Source organism: Hyalangium gracile (assembly GCF_020103725.1).
GTDB lineage: Bacteria > Myxococcota > Myxococcia > Myxococcales > Myxococcaceae > Hyalangium > Hyalangium gracile.
Genome location: NZ_JAHXBG010000005.1, coordinates 60,376 through 80,495 on the forward strand (window position 1 = coordinate 60,376; position 20,120 = coordinate 80,495).

A 20,120-nucleotide genomic window follows, 5' to 3' on the forward strand; every position below is an offset into this window, starting at 1 on the left:
TTCTTGGCCCTGGCAGGCTCGGACAAGCTCGGAGGGCAGGCGTGGGCTCACCCTCTCTCCAGTCCGTTCAGCGCGCTTCCTGGATCCAGCCATCGGCCATCTGCACGACGCGGCTGCCGTAGGCGGCGTTGGCCTCGGAGTGCGTCACCTGCACCACCGTGGTGCCCGCGCGGTTGAGCGCCTGGAACATCTCCATGATCTGCCTGGCCTGCGTGGAGTGCAGGTTGCCCGTGGGCTCGTCGGCCAGCAGCATCTTGGGGCTGGCGATGAGGGCCCGGGCGATGCCCACCACCTGCTGCTGCCCGCCGGAGAGCTGGTTGGGGTACAGGTCCTTCTTCCCCACCAGCTGGAAGCGGTCCAGCATGTCGCCCACCAGCGCCTCGCGCTCGGAGCGCTTGAGGTTGCGGTACGACAGCGGCACCTCCAGGTTCTCCGCCACGGTGAGCCCGTCCAGCAGGTGGTACTGCTGGAAGACGAAGCCGATGGTGCTCTTGGCCAGCTCCGCGCGATCCTTGGGCTTCATCGCGTGCACGGCCCGGCCGTCCAGGAAGTACTCACCCGTCCACTCGGCGTCGAGCATGCCCAGGATGGACAGCAGCGTGGACTTGCCCGCGCCCGAGGGGCCCATCAGCGTGACGAACTCGCCGGGCTGCACGTCCAGCTGGATGCGGCGCAGCACCCAGGTCCTCCCTCCCGCGATGGGGTAGGACTTCTCGACGTTCTTCAGGGAGATGAGGGGTTGGGACATGGAATTCACTCCGCACGCAAGGTCAAAGCGGGGTCCACCTTCGCCGCGCGGCGCGCCGGCAGCCAGCTGGCCAGCAGCGCCACGCCCGCCAGCAGCGCGGCCACGCCCACGAAGGTCAGCGGATCATGCGCCTGCACTCCATAGAGGAGCGCGCTCAGCAGCCGCCCCAGGCCCAGCGCCAGCAGCAGGCCCACGCCCACGCCCAGCAGGGTCAGGCGCATGCCGTGCTTCACCACCAGCCCCAGCACGTCCCCCTGGCGCGCCCCCAGCGCCATGCGGATGCCCAGCTCCCGGGTGCGCTGTGTCACCGTGTAGGCGATGACGCCATAGATGCCCAGCGAGGCGAGCACCACCGCCACGCCCGCGAAGATCATCAGCAGCACCATGGAGAAGCGGCGCTGGGCCACCGAGCCGTCCACCACCGCCTCCATGGGCGCCACGTCATACAGCGGCAGATCCCGATCCACCGCGCGCAGCTCGGCCTGCAGCGTCGCCAGCAGCGACTCCGGCGCCTGGCGGGTGCGAACGACGAGGTAGGCCCCCAGCACCGGCCGCTGCAACACCGAGTAATAGGCGGTGGCACGCGCGGGAACATCCAGCCCCCACTCCCTCACGTCCTTCACGATGCCCACCACCGTGGCCCACGGCGCATCCGGCGTGCGGCTCTGGGGACGGATGCGCTGGCCGAGCGCCTCCTCCCCCGGGAAGAAGGCGCGGGCCATCGTCTCGTTGATGACCACCGCATGAGGCGCGGTGAAGCCATCCGAGTCCGAGAGCATCCGCCCCCGAAGCAGCGGCACGCGGAGCACCTGGAGGTAGTCCGCGCTCACGACCCGGTACTCCACCGCCGGACGTTCCGGATCGCCCGGTGACATGGGCTTGCCTTCCACCTGCGTGGTCCAGTCACTGCGGCCCGTGAGCGGCAGCAGCGTCGACAGGCCCGCGGCCTCCACGCCAGGCGCCGCCCGCGCCCGCTCCAGGAACTCTCGGAGCACCGCCGCGCGCTTGGGCTCCTCGCTGTAGCGCTCCTCAGGCAGGGACAGCCGCGCGGTGAGGACTCCCTGGGGCTCGAAGCCCGCATCCACCGCCTGCAGCGCCACGAAGCTGCGCAGGAAGAGGCCCGCGCCCACCAGCAGCACCAGCGCCAGCGCCACCTGGGACACCACCAGCACGGAGCGCACCCGCCCCGAGCCGTGGCCCGTCGTGCCTCGCTCGCCCTCGCGCATCGCGCCGTGCAGATCCGCGCGGCTCGCCTGGAGCGCGGGCACCAGCCCGAAGAGCACTCCCGTCAGCACCGAGATGGCCGCGGTGAACACCACCACCCGGCCGTCCAGCCGCACCTCGGCGGCCCTCGGCAGCCCGTCACCAATGATGGCCAGCAGCACGTCCATGCCCCACATCGCCAGCAGCAGGCCGAGCACGCCTCCCGACAGGGCGAGCACCAGGCTCTCCGTCAGGAACTGCGTCATCAGGCGCCTACGGCCCGCCCCGAGCGCCGCGCGGATGGAGATCTCCCGGCTGCGCGCCGCGGCCCGGGCCAGCAGCAGGTTCGCCACGTTGGTGCAGGCGATGAGGAGCACGAAGCCCACCGCGCCCAGCAACAGCCACAGCGTGGAGCGCACCCCGCCCACCGTCTGCTCCTCCATGGACAGCACGGTGTTGTGCCACCCCCCCTTCGTGCCATAGCCCTGGGGGTTCGCCGCCAGCATGTCCGCCACCACGCGCTGCATGTCCTTGCGCGCGCCCTCCACCGTCACCCCCGGCTTCAGGCGGGCCACGATGTCCAGGAAGCGCTGGCCCCGGGCCGGCGGCTCGAGCAGCTCCGGCGTGGGCGCGAAGGGCACGTAGAGGTCCGTCCGCTGGGGGTACTCGAAGCCCGCGGGCAACACGCCCACCACCGTGTAGGGCTGTCCGTCCAGGCTCAGCGTCGTGCCCAGGATGTCCGGCTTGGCGCCGAAGCGCCCGCGCCACACCCGGTGCGTGAGGACGACCACCCGATCCCGGCCCTGCGTCTCCTCCTCCGGAGAGAACCCGCGGCCCATCATCGGCGACACGCCGAGCGTGGGGAGCAGGGAGGCGGAGGCGAGGGTGGCGCGCAGGCGCTCGGGCACGTCCTGGCCCGTGAGCGTGATGTCCGCCACGGCGTAGGCCCCCACCGACTCCAGCGTCCGTGGCCGCTCCTGGTAGTCCCGGAACTCGAGCACCGAGGTTGGAATGTTGTTCAGCCCCAGGCTGGGGAAGTTCCCGAAGATGCGCACCAGCCGCTCCGGCTCGGCGAAGGGCAGCGGGCGCAGCAGCACGCCATTCACGACACTGAAGACCGCGCTGTTCGCGCCAATGCCGAGCGCCAGCGCCAGCACCGCGGCCAAGGCGAAGCCCGGCGTCTTGCGAAGGAGGCGCAGCGCGTAGCGCGCGTCCTGAAGGAGGTGATCCATGGAATGTGGCTCCTCGAATGAGTGAGGCCCGGGTGCTCACCCGGGGCCCTTCCCCCTGCCCCCCTCCGAGGGAGCCGGGATTCAGCGCAGGCGCTCGTCCTGCACGACGCGACCGTCGAACAGGCTCACCACGCGCGTGCCGAGCCGCGCCTGGGCGGGATCGTGCGTCACCATGATGAGCGTGGCGCCCCCCTGGTGCAGCTCGGACAAGAGCTGCATCACGGACTCGCCGTTCTTCGAGTCCAGGTTACCGGTGGGCTCGTCCGCCAGCAGGATGAGCGGATCGCCCGCCACCGCGCGAGCCACCGCCACGCGCTGCTGCTGACCGCCCGAGAGCTGCCCCGGCATGTGGCGCGCCCGGTGGCTCATGCCCACGCGCTCCAGCGCCTTCTCCACCCGCGCCTTGCGCTCGTCGGCGGCCATGCCCCGATACGTGAGCGGCAGCTCCACGTTCTCGAAGACGGACAGGTCGCCAATCAGGTTGAAGCTCTGGAAGATGAAGCCGATGTGCCGGTTGCGCACCAGCGCCCGCTCCGTGGAGGACAGGTCCAGCACCGACTTGCCGTCCAGCAGGTAGGTGCCCTTGCTGGAGGTGTCCAGCAGCCCCAGCACCGCCAGCAGCGTCGTCTTCCCCGAGCCGGAGGGGCCCACGATGGACAGCCACTCGCCCGGCCGCACCGTGAGGTGCACGTCCGAGAGGGCGTGCGTCTCCACCTCCTCGGTCTCGAAGACCTTGGTGACGCCCTCCAGCTGGATGAGCGCCTTCTGGGGCACCGCGTCCGCCGCGCTCGCCGGCGCCGTCACCGCCACACCACTGGCCTTCGCGCTCTCCGGAACCGTCGTGTTCATCGCACTCTTACCCGATCCACCGCGTCCCATGCGGTCATGTCCGAGAGGACTACCTGATCGCCCTCGGTAAGTCCCTGCACCACTTCAATGGCGTTCACCGAGCCCCGGCCCAGCTGCACCGGGACGCGCACGGCCTCGTCGCTGCCCGGCATCAGCCGGAAGAGCGACACCGTGGAGTTCGGCTGCGCGCCCGCCGGCCGCCCGACGGACAGCACATCCCCCAGCCGCTCCAGCTCCACCGTCCCCTCCACCGTGAGATCGGGCCGCGCCCCCCGGGGCAGCTCCGCCGGCAGCGTCACCTCCACCCGCACCGTGCCCTGGCTCGCCGCCGGAGCCACGCGCGCCACCGTGCCCTCCACCACCCCGTTGCGCGTGTCCACCTGCGCCTTCTGCCCCACCTGGATGTCCCGCGCCTGCGTCTCGGCGATCCGCAGCTCCGCCTTCAGCCGCTCGGGCTTCACCACCTTGGCCAGCACCGTCCCCGGCGTCACCCACTGCCCCAGCTCCAGCGGCAGCTCCGTCAGCACCCCGGCCTCGCCCGCCTTCACCTGCATCGACTCCACCTGTGTACGTCGGAACCGGGCGACCGCTTTCAATCGTTCGATCTGTCCCTGCTGCGCCGCGAGCTGCTCTCGCGTGCTGGCCTGGAGCACGTTCAGCCGCCGGCGCTCCAGCTCCAGGCGGGTGGACAGCTCCCCGGCCTTCTCCCGGGCCTGCTGGGCCTCCAGCGTGGGCACATAGGCGCGGTCCAGCAGCGCCACGGTGGCCTGGGCCTGGCGGCCCGCGTGGGCGGACTCGGCCTCCAGGCTGGCGATGGCGCCCTCTTGCGAGATGCGCTGCGTCTCCAGGCTGGTGCGCAGGGCGATGAGCTCGGCCTCCGCGCTGGCGAGCTGGCGCTCGGCCTCGAGCGCCTGCAGCTGCACGTCCGGGTTGGACAGCTCCATCAGGAGCGTGTCCGGCTGCACGGGAGCGCCCGGGCGCACGTGAATGCGCTCGACGCGGCCCGCCGTGTCGGCGGTGAGCCAGCGGATGTGCTCGGGAACGAGCGTGCCCGCGCCCTTCACCTGGCGCAGCATGGGGCCGCGCTTCACCGTATCCATCCACACGCTGCCCCGCTCCACCGTGGGTGCGGCGGCGCGGAGCTGGGAGAGGCCCAGCGTCACACCCGCGAGCGCGAGCACCCCGAGGGCTCCGAAGATCCAGGGCTTGCGGTTGGGTTTGCGAGTCCGAGGAATGTCCACGGGCGAGTGACAAAGCGAAGGCCGTGCCAAGGCGGGATCGGGCTCCAACCCTCTGGAACTCCTGGGGATTGTCCCCCTCGTCCCAGAATCGCTGCCCGATTGCGCGAAGTGCCGTCCCAGAAACGAACACCGCGCCTTGAGGCCTCCCGCATCCTTATATGCGGATGTCGCTCCCCTGCTCGCCGCTACGCCCCGCGTGGGTTCGTCTCGGAGTTGGGGCGTCACTTCCCAGAGGCGGGCAGTCCTCGAGGGCGCGCGCTGCTCGCTCCGAGGCTCAGCCTCGCCTGAACGTGGCGCTCATGGCTGGATGAAGTCGATGAGCAGGAACGCGCTGCTGACGACGTAGACGGCGATGACGGAGCACATGACGACGAAGGGGTTGGAGTCATTCTGGATCTGGGAGCCGAACATGGGGTGCCTCCTGGTGGCGTGCATCGCGCACGCGCACTCTCACAAGGCAAGGCCCGGGCCAGCCCTCCCCGCGTGGCTGCGACGCCGGCCCGCGACAGGCCCTCCGCAATGCCGAGCAGTTACGCGTCCTTGTGAAGCACGGCGCGACGCGGCCTGGCCGAGCGCACGAATCGCCATGTCATTCGTGGGATGAGCCGCTTCGAGAGCGGACAATCTGGCAGCGAGGCCGCAGCCGAGCCGTCGGTGCGCGGCTCACGGCAGGTGTGGAGCGACGTGCGCTGAGTCGCTCGACGCGCTCTCCTCCGCGGACGGAGCCGCGAGCCACCGGGCGAGACTGCCGAGCCCCACCGCCGCCGAGAGGTAGAGGAAGGGCAGCCAGCCGGGGATGCCCAGGAAGAGCACCTCGTGGTGGACGAAGGTGCCCGCGTGCACGAGCAGGATCTCGACAGTGGGACCGAGGATGGCGGTGAGCACCGCGATGCCCACGCCGAGCAGCGTCCGATCGCAGATCCACCAACCAAGCACGAAGATGCCGCCCAGGATGGCGGAGCGCAGGGTCCAGGCCCAGGGCGCCACGGTGAGCCAGTAGGCCGCGATGAACAGCCCCATGCCCAGGGCAGCCTTCCACGCGGGCAGCGGAGGCTCGTCCCGCCCGAGCAACGGCCGCGCGACACCTCCGGCATAGGCACCGGCGAACAGCAGCGGCACCCACCAGGCGGCCCTGGCCATGAAGGGCGTCGTATAGGTCAACGCACCGAAGTGCGAGTGGATGCCGTCGAGCAGGGAGCCCAGCGTCGCCCCCAGGCCGGTGAGGATGAGGGCGGTTCTGACGAGGCGAAGCCTTCTTCCGTGCATGCCCCCACTATAGGTGACGGCGCACGTAGCCCTGACGAATCGCAGGAGCCGCGGGGCCCGGCCACCGCAGAGGAAGCGCCTGGCAGGTACTCCTGTCCCGGCGCTCCCTCACGCTCCGTGAGACGCGATCAGCGTCGCGCCGTGGCCCGACGCGCGGTGCGAGGAGGCTCCGGCGTCACCCACCGCTCGTCCACCGTGGCGAAGCCCACCACCAGCTCACCCGCGAGCTGTCCCGGCCCCTTCTTGTCCGGGCGCCGCAGCCAGTCGTTGAGCACGCGGCCCTTCCCATCTCGCCGGACATCCCGCAGGGACAGGTGCAACTTCGAGCGCTTCACTCCGCCCCCCGCGCGGTGCACGAACGTCACCAGGCCATCGGGCGCCACGCGCTCCACCACTCCCACGTGCGTGAGCCCGTCGTTGCGCCGCCCGTCGCGGTTGCGATCGTACGTCTCCTGGAAGAAGACGAGATCTCCAGGGCGCGGCTGCGAGCGGAGCGCACCCAGCGCCTGGGCCTTGCGGTACATGGCCGCCACCCCGCTCTCTCCGGGCCGCACCTCCTCGGGCAGCAGGTTCAACCCCGGCCTCCAGTAGGCCAGGTAGGTCAGCCCGGAGCAGTCGTCATTCACCTCGCGGCTCACCCGGGCGAGCGACGGCAGCCCCACCCACATCGCCGCGCGAGAGACGGCCTTGCGACCGATCTGGGATCGCGCATCACCCACGCCCCGGCGCGCTGCCTCGGCCTCTGGCCCACGCAACAGCAGCACGCCCACCATCACACTCAGCAGGATTCGTCGGTACACGCTGAGCGAGAGGGAGCAACCCACGTGCCGGGCCGCGCCTGCCTGGAGCCGTCCAGCAGCCGACGTTGCCATGAGACGAAGGAGCAGGAAGTGGAACGCGGCTTCCCTTCACGTTCCCCAAAAACGGTCCGCGCCACCGGAGCGAGCGCTCCAAGGTCCACCCTCCCCGGTGGCGCGGCCGTAGAGCATCGGGGCGCGAGGCCCCAAGTCCCGTAAACGCGACGATTAGCTATCAGAAGCTGACAGGGCCAGGGACTCCGAGTCAACCTGTTGGGTCGCTTGCCCGAGTGCTTCCACCCACCGCTCCAGCAAGTCCATGAGCGCGCTGCGATCCTCTCCGGCCAGCGGGAGGAGCAACCGGGCGATGCGCTCCTGGACGATGCCGTCGACCTGCTCGGCCAGGGCGCGCCCCTTGTCGGTGAGACGCACACTCACGTGCCGGCGATCATGCCGCATGATCTTCACGCGCGCCACCAGCTCCGCCTCCTCCAACCGGTCGACCAGGCGAGACATCCGGGGCATGGCAATCCCCCCCAGTCGCTCCGCCAGCAGGTTGATGGTGAGGAAGCCCTCCGCCCGGAGCCACCAGAGCGTCTCGAAGTGAAGGGGCTCGAAGTTCCCTTCGGCTGGAGCCGCAAGCGGGCTGGAGAAGACGCCTCTGCGGCCTACATCGATCAAGAGGTGACGCAAGCGAGCCACCTGCACTCTCACCTCTTCCGACAGGTCGGACATCCGGCAAACCTCCCTCACGGGCCCCCCGTACCGGCCCCCAACAGGCGGTCCAGCCGGTCTTCAACGGGCCTCATACTGCCTCAACGTCCCGCGGATGGGGGCATATCGGCCGACTTTTCGTGAGCGGAGGCGCTGAACCTCACGGGTCGGGTGCCGGACTCCCCTTGCCCGCCAGTGCGAGCAGCTCGGAAACGGTGACGAACCGGTAGCCCTGGGCCTTCAGTCCCTCGAGAATCCGGCGGGTGGCCTCGATCGTGCCCGGCTTCGTGGCCCACCCGTCGTGCAGGAGGATGATGGAGCCCGGCCGGGTGGCCTCGAGGACGCGCGAGGTGAGGAGCGAGGCATCCTGGGTGGCGTGGTCGTCCGGCACCACGTCGAAGATGATGTGCTTGCGGTTGTCGCGCGCCAGGAGCCAGGGCAGGACGAGCAGCTTCTTGCCAAACGGGGCCCGGAAGAAGATCTCCCCGCGCGCGCCCACCTCTCGCAGCAGGGCGTCCGTGCGGGAGATCTCCTCCTGGATGGTGGAGGGCGAGCGGAACACCAGCCGCTTGTGCGAATAGGAGTGGTTGCCGACCTGATGGCCCTCGGAGATGACGCGCGCGGCCAGCTCGCGGTGGGCCTCGATGTTGCGCCCCACCATGAAGAAGGTGGCCTTCACCTGGTGCTGCGCGAGCAGCGCGAGCAGCGGGGGCGTGTTGGCCGGGCTCGGCCCGTCATCGAAGGTGAGCGCCACCACCTTCTCGGACGTCTCCACGCGATGGTGCAGCTCACCGAAGACCTGGAAGGTGCGCGCCTTGGACAGCTGCCACAGGCCGAACAGCACCACCAGGAGGGCCAGGACTCCGATACCCCATCGTTTCCGGTTCATGTCGGCTCAGCGCTTGGAGGACCCGGAGGCCCGGCGAGCGAGCACACCCTTTATGTCGTCCAGGGAGATGCCCAGGGGTCGGACGGCCACGAGCAGGTGGTAGAGCACGTCCGCCGCCTCCTCCGCGGCGCGGTCCTTGTCCCCGTCGGCGCAGGCGGTCACCAGCTCCGCGGCCTCCTCGCCGATCTTCTTGAGGCGCAGGTTGCGGTCGTCCAGGAGCCGGCGGGTGTAGCTGGGCTTCTCGCCCTCCACGGGTGCCTTGGCGGCGCGCTCGGCGATGGTCGTGTCCAGGGCCACCAGGGCGTCCGGGCGGCCCGGGCCGAAGCAGGTCTCCTCGCCCGTGTGGCACGCGGGTCCAGCCTTCTCCACGCGCGCGAGCACCGCGTCGCCGTCGCAGTCGGCCGTGAGGGACACCACGCGCTGCACGTTGCCGCTGGTGGCGCCCTTGTGCCACAGGCCGCGAGTGCGCGAGCGGTAGTGCATCTCGCCGGTGGCCAGGGTGCGCTCCAGGGCCTCGCGGTCCGCGTGGGCCACCATGAGCAGGTCGCCCGAGCGAGCGTCCTGTGTCACCACCGTCACCAGCCCGTTGCCCTTGGTGAAGTCCAGCTTGGAGAGATCCAGCATCACTGCCTCTTCGTGGCGCCGAGCAGCTCGCGCACCTGTGTGGCGAGCGCTCCGTTCGTCGCAATGCCGTTGCCGCCGAACGAGGTGCGCGCCCCCGTCCAGTCGGAGAACACCCCGCCCGCCTCCTCGATGATGGGCTGCAGCGCCGCCGCGTCCCAGGGCGAGAGGAACTCGTCCACCATCACCTCGGCGCGGCCCGTGGCCACCAGCAGGTAGCCGTAGCAGTCACCCCAGGTGCGATCCATGGCCGCCTTGGCCGCGAGCGCCCGCCAGGCGTTGCCCCGCTCCGGGGACTGGATGAAGCGCTCGTCCGTGGAGAGCACCACCGCCTGGGACAGGTCCGACACGGAGGACACCTTGGTCCGCTTGTCGTTCCAGTAGCAGCCGGCGCCGGGCGAGGCCACCAGCAGATCTCCCACGGCCGGGAAGTACGCGGCTCCGGCGAGGATGCGCTCGCCCTCGGCCACGGCCACCAGCGTGCCCCAGAGCGGGACGCCGCGGATGAACGTCTTGGTGCCGTCGATGGGGTCCAGGATCCACCGGCGCTGGGCGCCCTTGCGCGTCTCGCCGAACTCCTCGCCAAGAATACCGTCCTGGGGGAAGCGCGCCTCGATCCACTCGCGCGCGGTCTGCTCGGAGGTGCGGTCCGCCACCGTCACCGGCGTGCCGTCTCCCTTGATGTCCACGCTGACGCCCTTGCGGAAGAAGTCGAGCGCCACGTCCCCGGACTTCCGAGCCACCTCGGCGGCCGCCTGCATCAATCCCTGCGTCTCCGTCGTCATGCGACGCTCCTGATCCTCAAGCCGCTCCCCTGGAGCAGCGTCTTGATCGCCCCGACAGTGGTGAGGCCGTCGTGGAGGATGCCCGCCACCAGCGCCGCGTCCGCCCGGCCCTCCGTGAGCGCGTCCCGGACGTGCTCCGCGTTCCCCGCTCCACCCGAGGCGATGACCGGGACGTCCACCGCCTCGGCGACGGCCCGCGTCAGCTCCAGGTCATACCCCGAACGGGCCCCATCGCGATCGATGCTCGTGAGGAGGACCTCGCCCGCGCCACGTTTCACACACTCGCGAGCCCAGGCGACGGCGTCCAGGTCCGTGGGCGTCCTGCCGCCTCGGGTGTAGACGCGCCACCGGTCCGCCTCGCGCCGGGCGTCGATGCTGGCCACCACGCACTGGGCGCCGAAGCGATCCGCGCAGGCGGTGAGCAGCTCGGGGTTCGTCACCGCCGCCGAGTTGATGCTCACCTTGTCCGCGCCGGCCCGCAGCGCGCGGCCCACGTCGTCCACGGTGCGCACTCCGCCGCCCACGGTGAGGGGGATGAAGAGGCGCTCGGCGGTGCGCTGGACGACGTCCCACAGCGTCTCGCGCTCCTCGGCGCTGGCGGAGATGTCCAGGAAGGTGATCTCGTCTGCGCCCTCGGCCTCGTAGCGCAGGGCCAGGGCCACGGGGTCTCCCACGTCGCGCAGGCCTTCGAACTGGACGCCCTTGACTACCCGGCCGCCCTTCATGTCCAGGCAGACGATGAGCCGCCGCGTCAGCATCACTTCACCTCCAGGGCGACCGAGCCCTTGGTGCTGAACACCGTCCCCGAGTCCACCAGCGCGTCGCGCAGGGCGAGCCCCACGGCCTTGAAGGCCGCCTCGGTGAGGTGGTGGCTGTCGCGGCCCCGGAGGACGCGGATGTGGAGCGTCACCTTGGCGTGCTCGCAGAACGAGCGCATCCAGTGGTCATACAGCCGGTTGCGCAGCGGGCCGCGGTAGTAGAAGCGCCCGCAGGTGTCGATGGCCGCGTGCACCAGCGCGTCGTCCATGGGGATGGTGCGCTCGCCGTAGCGCGCGGCGGTGGGCGGGATGACCTGGTACACGGCGGTGCCAACGGCGATGGCCACGTCCTCCATGATGTGGTGGCGCAGGTCTCCGCGAGCGTGGAGGTTGAGGTCCAGCCCCGCGTACTTCGCGAAGGTGCCCAGCATGTGGTCGAAGAACTTCAGACCGGTGTCCACCTTGGCCAGGCCCTGACCGCGCGTCAGCTCGACGCGGATCTGGGTCTCCTTCGTCTCTCGAGTCACGACCGTCATGCGAACTCCCGTGCGACCGAGGCCGCGTCGAGCTTCCCGGTGTAGAGCGCCATGCCGATGACGGCGCCGTGGGCCCCCGCATCCGCCAGGGCCCGGAGATCCTCCAGCGTCGTCACCCCGCCCGAGGCGTAGATGCGGTGCCGGCTGCCCCGCACCACCTCCTGCATCAGCGGCAGGTCCACGCCTCCCATCTGCCCCTCCTTGTGGACGGCGGTGACGAGCAGTCCGCCCAGGGGCAGAGGCTCCAGCGCGGCGAGCACGGCGGCGATGTCCCGGGCGCTCCCGGCCGTCCAGCCGCGCGTCACCACCTCGCGTCCCTTCACGTCCGCGGCCACCACCACCTTGCCCGGGAAGCGGCTGGCGACCTCGGACAGCCAGGCGGTGTCCTCGATGGCCCTCGTGCCCACCACCACGAACGAGGCACCGCTTGCGAGCACCGCCTCCACCCGGGCCGTGTCCCGCACGCCGCCGCCCACGGTGAAGGTGAGGCCCGGCTCGTGGCTCAGCAGCCGGGAGATGGCCTCCTGGTTGGAGCCCTTGCCCAGCGCGGCGTCGAGATCCACCACATGGAACGTCTTGAAGCCCAGGGCCCGCCACTTCTTCAGCGCGTCGAGCGGATCATTCACGCGCACGCGCTCGGCGTCGTACGAGCCGCCCACGAGCTGCACGCACGCGCCCTCGCGCAGGTCGATGGCCGGAATGGCGATCACGGCGCCACCTCCCGGAGGAACGCCTGCACGAAGCGCACACCCGCGGCGGAGCTCTTCTCCGGGTGGAACTGCACCCCGAGCACCTTCCCGCGCCGCACCGAGGCCGGGAAGCGATCCTCCTCGTGCGTCGTCCAGCCCGCCACCACGTCGGACTCCTCGGCGCGGCAGACGAAGCTGTGGGCGTAGTAGACGGTGTCCAGCCGCGAGCCCGGCACCGCGGCGTCCTCCTCGACGGAGTTCCAGCCGATGTGCGGCACGTGCTTCGCGCGCAGCCGCGTCACCCGGCCCTTGAAGATGCCGAGCCCGCGGCCCTCACCCTCGTCACTGCCCTCGAAGAGCAGCTGCATGCCCAGGCAGATGCCGAGACACGGAAGGCCCTGCTCCAGGGCCTGGCGCATCCGCTCGCGTCCGGGCTCCAGTCGAGCCGCCGCGGCGCCGAACGCACCCACGCCGGGCAGCACGAGCACGTCCGTGTCCAGCGCCATCACCGGGTCGGTCTGAACGCGCACCTCGGCGCGCGTCTCGGTGGCGAGCGCCTTGGCCAGCGAGTGGATGTTCCCCGCGCCATAGTCGAACAGAGTGACTCTCACCGCCGAGCCTCCCGCAGCGCCTGGAGCGCCGTCTCCATCATGGGCCAGGGGCCACAGGCGATCCGGAGCGCGTCTCCCACTCCGGTCAGCCCCTGGAAGGCCCGCACGTTCACGTCCAGCTCGCGCATGCGCGCGGCCACCTTCGGCGCGTCGGGCAGCGGGACGAGGAGGAAGTTGCCGTCGGAAGGCAGCGGCTGGAGCCCCTCCGCCTTCAGCGCCTCCACCAGTCGGCCACGGATCTCCTTGATCTCCTCGGCCCGAGCCTTCACCCAGGGCAGCCCCTCGGTGAGGGCCGCGATGGCCACGCGCTCGGAGACGCCGGTGTGTTTGTAGGGCCCGCGCGCCTTCTCCACCTCGGACACCAGCTCGGGGCGGCCCATGGCGTAGCCCACGCGCAGGCCCGCGAGGCCGAACGCCTTGGACAGCGTCCGCGTCACGAGGATGTTCGGCCGGGAGCGCACCAGGTCCGCGTAGGTGTCGCTGGCGAACTCCGCATAGGCCTCATCCACGAGGACGAGGCCTGGGGCCGCATCCACCAGCCGCTCGAGCGCGGTGCGAGAGGCCACCGTGCCCGTGGGGTTGTTGGGAGAGCAGACGTAGATGAGCCGGGCCCCCGTGGCGAGCAGCCCGTCCACGTCGATGTCGAAGTCCGGGCGTAGCCGCACGGGCACGAACTGGAGCCCGTTCACCTTCGCGAAGTAGGACAACATCGAGAAGGACGGATCCGGGACGGCGATGCGCTCGCCCGGCTCCAGGAAGGCGCGCAGGCAGCAGTCGATGAGATCGTCCGAGCCGCAGCCCGTGGTGAGCCACGAGGGCTCGAAGCCCGTATAGGAGGAGAGGGCCTTCTTGAGCTCCGGCGCGTAGGTCTGCGGGTAGCGCGAGACGACGGAGGTGGCGCACTCGCGCAGGACGCGCTCGGCGACCGGAGGCATGCCGAAGAGGTTGGTGTTGTCGCTCAGGTCCACGCTGCACTGCACGCTGGGTGGCGAGTAGAGCGGAATGTCCTGGTAGGACGGCCGGCGAGGGATCATGGCGTCCTCCAGGCCCGAGCGGCCTCGGCGTGGGCGAAGAGACCCTCGCTGTCGGCGAGCAGGCCGACGTCCTCCGCCAGCCGAGCCGCCGCCGCATGATCCACGCGCTGGTAGGTGGTCCACCGGTAGAAGTCGAGCACGGAGAGCCCTGAGTATGCGTGGCCCAGGCCCGCGGTGGGCAGGACGTGGTTGGCCCCCGTCATGTAGTCCCCAAAGGCGACGGAGGTGCGCTCTCCGAGGAAGACGGTGCCGCAGTTGCGCACGAGCGCCAGGTGCTCCCGCGGCATGGCCGTGGCGATGAGCAGGTGCTCGGGGGCGAACTCCGAGACGAAGGCCCAGGCCTGGTCCAGCGAGTCCACGCTGAGCACGGCGCCGCGCTCGCGCAGGGCGGTGGCGACGATCTCCCGCCGCTGGGCCCGGGCCGCCGCGCGCTCCACCGCCGCGGCGATCGTCTCCGCGACCGTCACGCTCACCGCCAGCGTGACACAACAGGCGTCCGGATCGTGCTCGGCCTGGGCCAGCATCTCGCGGGCCACGGCCTCGGGATCGGCGGAGCGGTCCGCGACGACGAGGATCTCGCTCGGGCCGGCCGGCGCGTCGATGGCCACCGCGTCCACCACCTGGAGCTTGGCGGCGGCGACGTAGGCATTGCCCGGGCCGACGATGCGGTCCACGCGAGGCACGCTCTGGGTGCCATGGGCCATGGCGGCCACCGCGCCTGCTCCACCCAGGGCGAAGACGCGGTCCGCGCCGGCCAGCGCCGCCGCCGCGAGCACTCCGGCCGCGGGCAACCCATCCGGCCCCGGAGGCGAGCAGACGATGACCTCCCCTACCCCGGCCACCTTCGCGGGGACGACGCCCATCAGCACGCTGCTGGGGTACACGGCGCGGCCGCCGGGCGCATAGACGCCGACGCGCCCGAGCGGATCCGGTCGCCGGCCGACCACGACGCCGGGCTCCGTCTCCACCTCGGTGGCGAGGGGGCGCTGGGCCTCGTGGGCCTTGGCGATGTTGCGAGCGGCGCGCTCGAGGGCGTGGCGGACCTTCGGGTCCAGCGAGGCGAGCGCCGCTTCCCAGCGAGCCCGAGGCACCTCGAGAGCCGTCAGGGTGGCGCGATCGAACTCGCGCGCCATCTCCAGGAGCGCGCGGTCTCCGTCGCGGCGGACGCGGGCGATGATGTCCCGGACGCGCGAGGCGACCTGGGCATCCGACTCTCCCGAGCGATCGAGCAACTGGCGTCGGGCCTCGGGCGACAGGGCGGAGAGAGGACCTCGGTACTTCAGGGCTCCAGGGTTCACGGCATCAACCTCTCGATGCGGGTGACGAGGATGCCCTCGCAGCCCAGGGCCTTGAGGGCGTTGATGGTGCGGTAGATGGTCTTCGAGGGGACGACGGCGTGCACCGCGACGTAATCACCGCCGTTCATGATATCCACCACGGTGGGTCCATTGAGGCCCGGGAGCACCTCGCGCACCTGGGGGAGCACCCTGCGTGGCACGTTGGCCATCAGGTAGCGCTTGCCTCGGGCGGCCAGCACCGAGCCCAGGGCCTGCTTCAGCTCCTCCAGCCGCTGGACGGCCTCCGCGTCGTTGTTCTTGCAGGCCACCAGGCGGGCGCTGGACTCCAGGACGGTGACCACCTCGCGCAGGCCGTTCATCTTGAGCGTGGAGCCGGTGGAGGTCAGGTCCACGACGATATCCGCGATGCCCAGGTGGGGAGCGATCTCCGCGGCGCCGGACACGGGCACGACGACCACCTGCTGCCCGCGCTTCGCGAAGAACTCCTCGGTGAGTCGGGGGAAGCAGGAGGCCACGCGCATGCCGTCCTTCACGCCCTCGGCCGAGGTGATGCCGCTCTCCTCGCGGGCCGCCACCACGAGGCGGCACCGACCGAACTCGAGATCCATGAGCATGTCGAGCTGGCGCCCGGACTCGTTGACGAGATCCCAGCCGGTGACGCCGGCGTGGGCAGCGCCGTCGGCGACGAACTCGGGGATGTCCTGGGCGCGGACGAAGATGGCCTCGAACTCGCCTCCCAGGGAGGCGGTGAGGGCGCGCTCCCCTCGGACGCGGACCTCGAGTCCGGCGTCGTTGAACAGCTCACGAACCTCTTCGGAGAGGCGACCTTTGTTGGGGAGGGCGATCTTCAGCATCGGGACTTTCCAGGGGTGTCGGGGAGGAGAACGCTGGAACGAAAAAAGCCCGTCCAGGGAGGGACGGGCTTTCGGTCACTGCGGCAGGGCCGGGAGGATGAGGCGTGTCAGGCGTTCATCCAGGCATGCGCGCGGCGAGCGGTCCCGTCAGGGCCGAGCCGATGATGCGCATGATGGTGATGAACGGAAGTGAGACGCACGGTCCGATGAGTAACGGAAAGCCCTGGATGCGTCAACCTTCCCCTGCAGACGCTTGCAAACCCTGGAGGGAGCAAGCAGAAGCGGGCGCCATGAGTCTCCCGGACGTGATCATCGTGGGTGGAGGCGTGATGGGATGTGGCCTCGCCCTGAGGCTGCGCCAGGCGGGCGTGAACGTCACCGTGCTGGAGCGCTCCATCCCCGGCGCCGAGGCCTCCAGCGCCGCGGCGGGCATCCTCGCGCCCCAGATGGAGTCCGATGGCCCGGGCCCCTTCCTGGATCTCTGCCTGCGCAGCCGCGCGCTCTACGGCGGGCTGGCCACGGAACTGCGCGAGCTCACCGGCGTGGACATCGCCTACCTGCCCTGCGGCGTCCTCAAGGCCGGCTTCACCGAGTCCGAGCTCCACCACCTGGAGGCCACCGCGGCCTGGCAGCGGGCGCTCGGCCTGCGCGCGGAGCTGCTGGACGGAAAGCAAGCCCGCGAGCTCGAGCCAAAGCTCTCCCCGGAGGCACTGGCCGCCGTGCACTTTCCGGACGATCACCAGGTTGACAACCGGCTCCTCGTCCGAGCCCTCTCCATGGCCGTGGCGCGCGTGGGAGCCACCTTCCGCAGCGGCTACGTGCGCGGCGTGGTGGAGGAGAACGGCCGCGCGGTGGGCGTGGATCTGGACGGCGATGTCCTCCGGGCGGGCGCCGTCGTGGTGGCCGCCGGCTCCTGGTCCGGGCTGGTGCAGGGCACGGCGATGAGCCCCCACGCGGTGCGCCCGGCCCGTGGACAGATGCTCCAGTTCCAGACGCGGCTGCCCGTCGCCTCGCGCATCCTCACCTCCGAGAAGGGCTACCTCGTCCCCCGCACCGATGGGCGATTGATCGCCGGCAGCACCATGGAGTTCGCCGGGTTCGACAAGCAGGTGACCGCGGAGGGCGTCTCGCGCATCCTGGCCATGGCGCTGGAGCTGTGCCCGGAGCTCGGGCAGGCCCCGCTCACCGAGATGTGGGCTGGCTTCCGCCCCTACACCGAGGATCGGCTGCCCATCCTGGGGCCAGGCCCCCTTCCGGGCCTCTTCCTGGCCACCGGCCACTTCCGCAACGGCATCCTCCTGGCCCCCATCACTGCGAAGCTGATTACGCAGTGCATTATTGGAGACCGGCCTTCCGTGGATCTCTCGCCCTTCCGGTACGATCGGTTCAGTGCTAGGGCACCGGGCTGAAGCAACCTGCCGATTCTCTGAGTGGGGGGCGTCCGGGAAGGCAGGGAAGGTGGTAAGTTCTCGTACCTATTGGCGATCTAAACCCGGAAACCACTAGAATCCCCACCCGTGGAAGCCATTCCCCCTGCCCCTCCTCGCATCCTGATCGTGGACGACGACGATTCCGTCCGCGATGTCATCTCCGTCCTCCTCACGGAGGAGGGCTACAACTGCGTGGTCGCCAGCGGCGCCGAGATGGCCCTGGACATCGCCAGTGAGGCCGAGACGCCGCTGGTCATCAGCGACATGAAGATGCCGGGCAAGGATGGCCTGTGGCTCCTGGAGAACCTCCGCGAGCGCCATCCGGACACTTCCGTCATCATGCTGACCGGCTATGGCGACACGGAGTCCGCGGTGGACTGCCTGCGCCGCGGCGCGGTGGACTACCTGCTCAAGCCACCCAAGCTGACGGACCTCATCCGCGCCATCGAGCGCGCGCTGGCCAAGCGGCGCATCGAGATGGCTCGCAAGCGCTACCAGAAGAAGCTGGAGCGCAAGGTGCGCGACCGCACGGCGGAGCTTCGGCTGGCGCTGCGGGACATCGCGAACACGTACCAGAACACGCTGCTGGCGCTGGTAGCGGCGCTGGACGCGCGCGAGCACGAGACGTCGGACCACTCGCAGCGCGTGGTGAGCTACACGTCGGCGATCGCGCAGCGCATGGGGCTGGGCGGCAAGGAGCTGGAGGAGATCGGCCGCGGCGCGCTGCTGCACGACATCGGGAAGATCGGCGTGCCGGACGCGGTGCTGCTCAAGCCGGGCAAGCTGACGCCGGACGAGTGGCTGGAGATGCGCAAGCACCCGGACATCGGCTTCCAGATGATCCAGGCGATTCCGTTCCTGGACACGCCGGCGCAGATCGTGCTGTCGCACCAGGAGCGGTGGGACGGCGCGGGCTATCCGCGCAACCTGCAGAAGCACGAGATCCACATCGGCGCGCGCATCTTCGCGGTGGCGGACACGCTGGACGCGATGACGAGCGACCGGCCGTACCGCAAGGGCACGACGTTCGCCAACGCGATCCAGGAGATCAAGCGCTGCGCGAACACGCAGTTCGATCCGGAAGTGGTGCGGGCGTTCCTGGACATCGGCGAGGAAGGCCTGGTCCGGATCAAGATGGAGATGGCGGAGCGCAAGCTGAAGCCGCCCGAGGTGGAGGCCCAGGCGCAGGAGGCCGAGGCCGAGCTGGAGAAGCTCACCGAGGACGACGACATGGAGCTGACGCCGGCGCCCGCGTCCCCCACTCCGCTGCCCGGGAACAAGGTGGCCTGACGGGCCCAGGGGTCTGTCCGCGAGGGAGGACCCTGAGGTGGAACGAGACCAGGGTTACCGACTCGTCCTCTTCGAGCGCAGGACGGGTCAGAAACCGCACTCATCGAGTGAACGGGGCGTGCATCCCCCCGTCATCAGGTCCATATTCCACTTCAAGGATATACTCTCCCCCCCTCTGATGATGCTCCCCGCGCCATCCATCCCCGCTCCCTCGCGAGACCCGCTCGCGCCTCCCCTCCTGGATGCCCAGGGGCGGCGGATGACGTACCTGCGGCTGAGCATCACCGACCGCTGCAACTTCCGCTGCACCTACTGCTCGCCCGCTTCCTGGGGAGGCAAGAAGGATCTGCTCTCTCCCGCCGAGTTCGGACGCATCGTCTCCGTCTTCGCCGCCATGGGCATCCAGCGCGTGCGGCTCACCGGCGGCGAGCCCCTCATCCGCCCCGACATCCTCGAGATCGCCCAGCGCATCTCCGCCACGCCCGGCATCCGCCACGTGGCCATCACCACCAACGCCAGCCACCTCGAGCGCCTCGCCCTCCCCCTGCGCGAGGCCGGCGTCACCCAGCTCAACATGAGCCTGGACACCCTCTCCGAGGAGACCTTCCGCCGCATCTCCAGGCAGGGGGACTTCGCCGCCACGCTGCGCGGCATCGACGCCGCGGCCCAGGCCGGCTACGCCTCGCTCAAGCTCAACGTCGTCGTCATGCGCGGCATCAACGACGGCGAGGCCCCGGCCCTCGTCCGCTACGCGCACGAGCGGGGCATCACCCCCCGCTTCATCGAGCTCATGCCCTTCGGCCAGGGCACGCCCGTGCCCACCGCCGAGCTCGTCGAGCAGCTCCAGGCCGCCGGCCTCCCGCTCGTGTCCGAGCCGGCGGATGACGCCTCCAGCCCCACCTCGGGCCCGGCGCGCTACTGGCGCGCTCCCACCGGTCGCGTGGGCTTCATCTCTCCCCTCACCCAGAACTTCTGCGGCGGCTGCAACCGCGTGCGCGTGGCCTCCAATGGAGACCTGCGCAGCTGCCTCGGCGGACGCGCGCAGGCCCCGCTGCATCAGCTCATCCGCGGCGGCGCCTCGGACCCGGAGCTGGCCCTGGCCATCCGCCAGGCCCTGGGCGAGAAGCCAGACGGCCACCGCTTCACCGAGGCCGGCAACGGCTCCACGCTCCTGCCAATGATGGGCATCGGCGGCTGACCGTCGGGCCGCCGCCCCGCTCACGACGCGACAGAGCACCGGAACGACCTCTCCTTCGAGGCTCGCTCGGCGCTCCG

At 70.5% G+C, this 20,120-nt stretch carries 20 protein-coding genes; 3 read left to right on the forward strand and 17 right to left on the reverse strand.

Translation table 11 applies throughout. From position 1 onward, the window contains the following. Window positions 1-67: 67 nt before the first annotated feature. The 17 genes from KY572_RS11345 to hisG all read right to left on the reverse strand — a co-directional run bounded on the left by KY572_RS11345 (window position 68) and on the right by hisG (window position 16,125). On the reverse strand, window positions 68-748 hold the full coding sequence (locus KY572_RS11345) for an ABC transporter ATP-binding protein (protein WP_224242587.1): 681 nt from the start codon (window positions 746-748) through the stop codon (window positions 68-70). 5 nt (window positions 749-753) lie between these two features. Continuing rightward, a complete protein-coding gene (locus KY572_RS11350) occupies window positions 754-3,183 on the reverse strand; it encodes an ABC transporter permease (protein WP_224242588.1) in 2,430 nt (809 codons plus the stop codon). An 81-nt stretch (window positions 3,184-3,264) separates the two neighbouring features. Next, complete coding sequence (locus KY572_RS11355; RefSeq protein WP_224242589.1) at window positions 3,265-4,032, reverse strand: ABC transporter ATP-binding protein; 768 nt, start codon at window positions 4,030-4,032, stop codon at window positions 3,265-3,267. Then, window positions 4,029-5,303, reverse strand: a complete 1,275-nt coding sequence (locus KY572_RS11360) for an HlyD family secretion protein (protein ID WP_224242590.1) — start codon at window positions 5,301-5,303, stop codon at window positions 4,029-4,031. The genes KY572_RS11355 and KY572_RS11360 overlap by 4 nt, the downstream gene beginning before the upstream one ends. Before the next feature lie 633 nt (window positions 5,304-5,936). Beyond that, the gene (locus KY572_RS11365; RefSeq protein WP_224242591.1) at window positions 5,937-6,539 is read right to left on the reverse strand and encodes an INSIG family protein; all 603 of its coding nucleotides are present in this window, start codon (window positions 6,537-6,539) and stop codon (window positions 5,937-5,939) included. Between the two features lie 128 nt (window positions 6,540-6,667). Next, a complete protein-coding gene (locus KY572_RS11370) occupies window positions 6,668-7,339 on the reverse strand; it encodes a CHAP domain-containing protein (protein WP_224242592.1) in 672 nt (223 codons plus the stop codon). A gap of 225 nt (window positions 7,340-7,564) precedes the next feature. Beyond that, on the reverse strand, window positions 7,565-8,071 hold the full coding sequence (locus tag KY572_RS11375) for a MarR family winged helix-turn-helix transcriptional regulator (protein WP_224242593.1): 507 nt from the start codon (window positions 8,069-8,071) through the stop codon (window positions 7,565-7,567). A 139-nt stretch (window positions 8,072-8,210) separates the two neighbouring features. Continuing rightward, window positions 8,211-8,939 (reverse strand): polysaccharide deacetylase family protein, encoded by a 729-nt coding sequence (locus KY572_RS11380; RefSeq protein ID WP_224242594.1) that lies wholly within the window; start codon window positions 8,937-8,939, stop codon window positions 8,211-8,213. Window positions 8,940-8,945: 6 nt separating this feature from the next. After that, a complete protein-coding gene (hisIE, locus tag KY572_RS11385) occupies window positions 8,946-9,563 on the reverse strand; it encodes a bifunctional phosphoribosyl-AMP cyclohydrolase/phosphoribosyl-ATP diphosphatase HisIE (RefSeq protein WP_224242595.1) in 618 nt (205 codons plus the stop codon). Then, complete coding sequence (gene hisN, locus KY572_RS11390; RefSeq protein WP_224242596.1) at window positions 9,563-10,345, reverse strand: histidinol-phosphatase; 783 nt, start codon at window positions 10,343-10,345, stop codon at window positions 9,563-9,565. Before hisN ends, hisIE begins: the two co-directional genes overlap by 1 nt. Then, the gene (gene hisF, locus KY572_RS11395) at window positions 10,342-11,103 is read right to left on the reverse strand and encodes an imidazole glycerol phosphate synthase subunit HisF (RefSeq protein ID WP_224242597.1); all 762 of its coding nucleotides are present in this window, start codon (window positions 11,101-11,103) and stop codon (window positions 10,342-10,344) included. Before hisF ends, hisN begins: the two co-directional genes overlap by 4 nt. After that, window positions 11,103-11,639, reverse strand: a complete 537-nt coding sequence (locus KY572_RS11400) for an imidazoleglycerol-phosphate dehydratase (protein ID WP_224242598.1) — start codon at window positions 11,637-11,639, stop codon at window positions 11,103-11,105. The genes hisF and KY572_RS11400 overlap by 1 nt, the downstream gene beginning before the upstream one ends. Further along, window positions 11,636-12,349, reverse strand: coding sequence for a 1-(5-phosphoribosyl)-5-[(5-phosphoribosylamino)methylideneamino]imidazole-4-carboxamide isomerase (locus KY572_RS11405; protein ID WP_224242599.1), 714 nt, complete (start codon window positions 12,347-12,349; stop codon window positions 11,636-11,638). Before KY572_RS11405 ends, KY572_RS11400 begins: the two co-directional genes overlap by 4 nt. Next, window positions 12,346-12,939 carry an imidazole glycerol phosphate synthase subunit HisH gene (gene hisH / locus KY572_RS11410; RefSeq protein WP_224242600.1) on the reverse strand — a complete coding sequence of 198 codons (594 nt, stop codon included), beginning with the start codon at window positions 12,937-12,939 and terminating at the stop codon, window positions 12,346-12,348. The genes KY572_RS11405 and hisH overlap by 4 nt, the downstream gene beginning before the upstream one ends. After that, window positions 12,936-13,973, reverse strand: a complete 1,038-nt coding sequence (locus tag KY572_RS11415; RefSeq protein ID WP_224242601.1) for a pyridoxal phosphate-dependent aminotransferase — start codon at window positions 13,971-13,973, stop codon at window positions 12,936-12,938. Before KY572_RS11415 ends, hisH begins: the two co-directional genes overlap by 4 nt. After that, on the reverse strand, window positions 13,970-15,271 hold the full coding sequence (gene hisD / locus KY572_RS11420) for a histidinol dehydrogenase (protein WP_224242602.1): 1,302 nt from the start codon (window positions 15,269-15,271) through the stop codon (window positions 13,970-13,972). Before hisD ends, KY572_RS11415 begins: the two co-directional genes overlap by 4 nt. After that, a complete protein-coding gene (gene hisG, locus KY572_RS11425) occupies window positions 15,268-16,125 on the reverse strand; it encodes an ATP phosphoribosyltransferase (protein ID WP_224242603.1) in 858 nt (285 codons plus the stop codon). The genes hisD and hisG overlap by 4 nt, the downstream gene beginning before the upstream one ends. Window positions 16,126-16,415: 290 nt before the next feature. On the opposite strand from hisG, the gene thiO reads away from it, so the two are divergent. The 3 genes from thiO to moaA all read left to right on the forward strand — a co-directional run bounded on the left by thiO (window position 16,416) and on the right by moaA (window position 20,043). Next, window positions 16,416-17,534: a glycine oxidase ThiO gene (thiO, locus tag KY572_RS11430; RefSeq protein ID WP_224242604.1), complete on the forward strand. Its 1,119-nt coding sequence runs from the start codon at window positions 16,416-16,418 to the stop codon at window positions 17,532-17,534. A gap of 108 nt (window positions 17,535-17,642) precedes the next feature. Beyond that, complete coding sequence (locus tag KY572_RS11435) at window positions 17,643-18,845, forward strand: HD-GYP domain-containing protein (RefSeq protein WP_224242605.1); 1,203 nt, start codon at window positions 17,643-17,645, stop codon at window positions 18,843-18,845. A 181-nt stretch (window positions 18,846-19,026) separates the two neighbouring features. Then, a complete protein-coding gene (moaA, locus tag KY572_RS11440; protein WP_407659952.1) occupies window positions 19,027-20,043 on the forward strand; it encodes a GTP 3',8-cyclase MoaA in 1,017 nt (338 codons plus the stop codon). Window positions 20,044-20,120 lie beyond the last annotated feature (77 nt).